At 67.4% G+C, this 4,493-nt stretch carries 5 protein-coding genes; 4 read left to right on the top strand and 1 reads right to left on the bottom strand.

Annotated elements, in window-relative coordinates; genetic code table 11:
• The first annotated feature begins 117 nt into the window (after window positions 1–117).
• Window positions 118–747, top strand: a complete 630-nt coding sequence (gene maiA / locus VL973_RS12215; RefSeq protein ID WP_325284300.1) for a maleylacetoacetate isomerase — start codon at window positions 118–120, stop codon at window positions 745–747.
• Here the strand turns inward: maiA and VL973_RS12210 are convergent.
• A complete protein-coding gene (locus VL973_RS12210) occupies window positions 716–1,807 on the bottom strand; it encodes a glycosyltransferase (protein ID WP_325284299.1) in 1,092 nt (363 codons plus the stop codon). The genes maiA and VL973_RS12210 overlap by 32 nt on opposite strands.
• A gap of 177 nt (window positions 1,808–1,984) precedes the next feature.
• Between VL973_RS12210 and VL973_RS12205 the strand changes: the two genes are divergently transcribed.
• From VL973_RS12205 to VL973_RS12195, 3 genes are all read left to right on the top strand, one after another.
• Entirely contained in the window at window positions 1,985–2,944 is a 960-nt protein-coding gene (locus VL973_RS12205; RefSeq protein WP_325284298.1) for a hypothetical protein, read from the top strand.
• The gene (locus tag VL973_RS12200) at window positions 2,941–3,465 is read left to right on the top strand and encodes a DUF2141 domain-containing protein (protein ID WP_325284297.1); all 525 of its coding nucleotides are present in this window, start codon (window positions 2,941–2,943) and stop codon (window positions 3,463–3,465) included. Before VL973_RS12205 ends, VL973_RS12200 begins: the two co-directional genes overlap by 4 nt.
• Window positions 3,466–3,479: 14 nt before the next feature.
• A partial coding sequence (locus VL973_RS12195) for a glycosyltransferase (RefSeq protein WP_325284296.1) occupies window positions 3,480–4,493 on the top strand: 1,014 nt, incomplete at its 3' end.

Here is a 4,493-nt window from a genome sequence, read left to right as displayed (position 1 = left end):
GTTCATCACCTTCTCGCTCGACGGCACCGCCAACTGGAACCCGCTGACCTGGTGGGGGGCGCTGCGGCCGGGGCGGATGGGCCAGAGCCTGCATCCCGATCGCGAAGCGGCGAACCCGTGAGCGGATACGTCCTTCACGATTATCATCGCTCGTCGGCGAGCTACCGCGTTCGCATTGCGCTGAACCTGAAAGGGCTGGGCTATCGGCGGCACGATGTGTCGCTGGTCGAGGGGGAGCAGCGGTCGGACGCGCATCTGGCGCGCAGCCCGCAAGGCTTTGTGCCGGTGCTGGAACTGGACGGCGGGCGGATGCTGACGCAGAGTCTGGCGATCATCGACTGGCTGGACGCGGTGCATCCCGAACCGGCGCTGGCGCCCGCCGATCCGTTGGCGCGAGCCGACATGATGGCCCGCGCGCTGCTGATCGCGTGCGATATCCACCCGCTGAACAATCTGCGCGTGCTCAAGCGGTTGAAGCACCAGTTCGAGGCGACCGACGCGCAGCGCGACGACTGGTATCGCCACTGGGTAGCCGAGGGGTTTGCGGCGCTGGAGCCGATGGCGGGCACGGGCCGCTATCTGGGCGGCGATGCGCCCGACGTGTCGGACGTGTGCCTGGTGCCGCAGATGTTCAATGCGCGGCGCTTCGACCTGGACCTGTCACCCTATCCGCGGTTGGTGGCGATCGACGCGGCGTTACAGGCGCTGCCCGCCGTCAGCGCCGCCCACCCCGACGCGCAGCGCTGACCAGCCGGTCGAACAGCGCAAGATAGTCGCTGACGGGGTCGCCGGATGCTGTCTGCGCCGGTGGCCGCACCGCGCCGGGGGCGAGCCAGTGGTTGAGGGCGGCGACCAGCGCGGCCATGTCATCCCGCCCGACGATCGTGCCGCGTGCGGGCGAATCGATCAGTTCGGGGATCGCGACGCTCGAATCGGTTGAGACGACAGGCGTGCCCTGTCCCAGTGCTTCGCGGATCGCGCCGGGAACCCCCTCGAAATCGGAGGTCAGGGCGACGACCGAGGCGCGCGCCATGGCGGGGAGCGGGTCGGCGGCGTGGCCGGGCAGGGCAACGCGGCCGGTGAGGCCAAGGGTCGCCACCTGTGTTTCCAGGGCGGGGCGCAGCGGGCCTTCGCCGAGGATCAGCAGCGACACATTGGCGGGCAGGCGCGCCGTGGCGGCGATCAGGCGGTCCCAGCGCTTCTGCGGGGCGAGGCGACCGACGCCCAGGATGAAGCGGCCCGGCGGCAGCGGCACGGGCGGCGCGCCGGGCCGCGCCAGGGCGGGCGGGTTGGGGATAACCGACAGGCGATTCGCGGGCAGGTGCATCCATGTCCCTGCTTCGTGCGCCATGGCCGGCGTCATCGCCACCAGATGGTCGATGAAGCGCGGGTGCAGCGCCAGCCAGCGGGCATAACCCCACCCGGTCAGGCCCGAATGCGTGCCTGCGAGCGCGTTCGACAGCTTGGCGACGATGGGCGCGCCGGCGAAGGGGCGCGCGGCGAGCGCGATGCCGCTATAGTGGTTGCCGGGGCAGAAGATCAGGTCGGGGGATTGTTCACGCACCGCTTTTGCCGCCGCCGCCGCCAGCGCCGGATAGCCGCCCCCGCCCCCTTGTCGTAGCGTCAAGCCGTCGGGCAGTTCGTCGGCCAGCGGCCCTTCGGCGTCGCCGACCAGCAGCGTGACGCGGCGTCCGCGTTCGATCCAGCCGCCGGCCAGTCTGAGCAGCGCGCGCTCGACCCCGCCGCCGCGCAACGACTGGGCGAACGAGAGGATGTGTTGCGCGCGCAAGGGGGGCGGATTCGTCACAGGCTTGCCTTGTGCCATGCAAAAGCCCAAATCCTGCGCCAAGGAAACCGCATAATGCCGGCAAACGGCAAGCGACAAGACCCGCGATGGGGGGCCAGTTCAGGCATGTGCCGCAGAGCCGGGGCATATGCTGTTTCGCGTATCTCGACATTGGCCTGAGACGGATCGACGAACCCTGTGAAGCAACCCGATTACGGCGTATCCCAAGCGGCCCGCGCCACAGCCCGTGCGGCGACGCCCATCCCCTCGGTCCCCGAAATCGAGGCGCTGGAGCCGATTCGCCAGATCCGTTCGCGCTGGCCGTCGATCCTGGGCGCGCTGCTGAGCATCGCCATGGTGGTCGGCGTCGGCATCGAACTGTTCGGCGAAGGGTTGCCCGCGCTGGAGCGATCGGTGCCGGTGCATCCGGGTTTCTACCTGTGTTTCCTGTTGCTTTATATGTCGCCGCCGACGTTCGACTTCATTATTTTCCGGCGATTGTGGCACGTCCCGTTCGAGGGGCTGATCGCGCTGCACAAGAAGCGGATCGCGAACGAGGTCGTGTTCGGTTATTCGGGCGAGGCGTATTTCTATGCCTGGGCGCGGCAGCGGATGAAGATGGTGGCCGCGCCGTTCGGGGCGGTCAAGGACGTGTCGATCCTGTCGGCGATCGCTGGCAATGCGATCACGCTGGCGATGATCGCCGCCGCGCTACCCTTTGCCGCGACGCTGCTGACACCCGACCAGTTCCGCACATTGGCATGGTCGACCGCCGTCATCATCGGCATCTCGCTGCCCTTCCTGATTTTTTCCCGCCGGGTGTTTTCGCTGGAGCGGCCGACCCTGTGGTGGGTGTTCGGCGTGCATTGCGTGCGGCTGCTGTGCGGATCGACGCTGATCGCGCTGGCCTGGCATTTCGCGATGCCCGAAGTGTCGATCGGCATGTGGCTGTTCCTGGCCGCGGGGCGGCTGCTGGTGTCGCGGCTGCCGCTGGTGCCAAACAAGGACCTTCTTTTCGCCAACTTCGCAATCATACTGATCGGACAGGGCGAGGCGCTTTCGGAACTGGTGGCGATCACGGCGGCATTCACGCTGGTGATGCACGTCATCCTGATCGCCGCCTTTGGCCTCCACAGTATTTTGAGGAAGCAGCGATGAAGGCGAAGCATCTGATCCTGGGCCTCGCCGCCGTCATGACGACGCCGGCGACCGCGCAGGCCGACGTGCTGGGCACCGACCGCACCGCCTGTATCGGCGGTGGCGGCGGCCCGGCCATCCGCGTCAACGTCATGGGCCTGAAGGACCGGGAGGGTCGACTGAAGCTGGAGCTTTATCCCGCCAACGACGAGGATTTCCTGAAGGACGACCGCGACCTGTTGAAGGAAGGCAAGTTTTTCCGCCGCGTCTGGGCCGAAACGCCATCGGACGGCCAGGTCAGCCTGTGCATCAAGGCGCCGCGCGCCGGGCGATATGCCCTGTTGTTCACCCATGACCGCGACGGGCGCAACAAGTTCGATTTCTGGAAGGATGGCGCGGGCTTTCCCAGCAACCGCAAGCTGGGCCGCAGCCGACCCAAGCTGGAACAGGCGGTCATTGAAGTCGGCAATGGCGTAACCGTGACCAACATCCGCGCGCAATATCTGCGCGGACTGGGCGGTTTCGGGCCGATCAAGGGCTGAGGGCGGGCGGGGTCATGCGGATTGTCGACGTCAACGAATTCTATTCGCCGACCGGCGGCGGCGTGCGGACCTATATCGACCGCAAGATGGCGATCCTGGCCGATATGGGCCATGAGCTGATCGTCATTGCCGCGACCACTGAACCCGACTGGGTGGAGGAACGCCCCGGCGGCGGGCGCATCCACTGGGTCAAGGCGCTGCCGCTGGTGGTCGACAAGAATTACTGTCTGTTCTGGGAGGGCGATTCGATCGTTCGCCTGCTCGACACATTGCGGCCCGACGTTGTCGAGACCAGCTCGCCCTGGCGTCCGGCCACCATCGTGGGCGATTGGCAGGGCGATGCGGTCAAGGTGTTTTTCGCACATAACGACAATATGGCCGCATATCCGCTGCGCTGGTTCGAGGGGCTGGCGAGTCCCGCCAATATCGAGCGTGCCTTTGGCTGGTATGTCCGGCGGTATGACCGGTTTCTGGCGCAGTTCGATGCGTTCGTGACCAATGGTCCGGCGCTGGCCAAACGGTTCACCGCGCGCGGACACCGGGTGGATGCGTCGATGCCGCTCGGCATTCCGCGCGGCGTGTTTTCGCCCCATCGCCGCGACGAGGGGCTGCGCCGCGCGCTGCTGGCGCAATGCGGCCTGCCCGAAGACGGGCACCTGTTGCTGGGGCTGGGCCGCCACCATGCCGAGAAGCGCTGGTCGATGGTGATCGATGCCGTTGAGTGCGCGGGCGCCGACCTGCCGGTCGGGCTGATCCTGCTGGGCGATGGGCCGGATCGCAAGATGCTGGCCAAGCGGGTCGCGGGCAGCCCGCATATCCGCCTGTTCCGCCCGGTTTACGATCGTGAGCGGTTCACCCGCATCCTGGCGAGCGCCGACGCGCTGATCCACGGATCGGATGTCGAGCCATTCGGGCTGGTCGCGTCGGAAGCGCTGGCGTCGGGCCTGCCGCTGATCGTGCCTGACGAGGGTGGGTGCGCCGAGATCGCCGAGCCGCCCTTTGCCGAAACCTATCGCGCGCGCGACGCC

The sequence above is a fragment of the Sphingomonas sp. genome (genome assembly GCF_035490575.1).
Classification (GTDB): Bacteria; Pseudomonadota; Alphaproteobacteria; order Sphingomonadales; family Sphingomonadaceae; genus Sphingomonas.
The sequence above is the reverse complement of the archived record's forward strand: the minus strand, read 5'-3'. Positions and strand labels throughout refer to the sequence as shown.

Excerpts from the sequence above, each read along its gene's own strand:
- VL973_RS12200 (WP_325284297.1), top strand. The coding sequence starts at position 2,941 with ATGAAGGCGAAGCATCTGATCCTGGGCCTCGCCGCCGTCATGACGACG.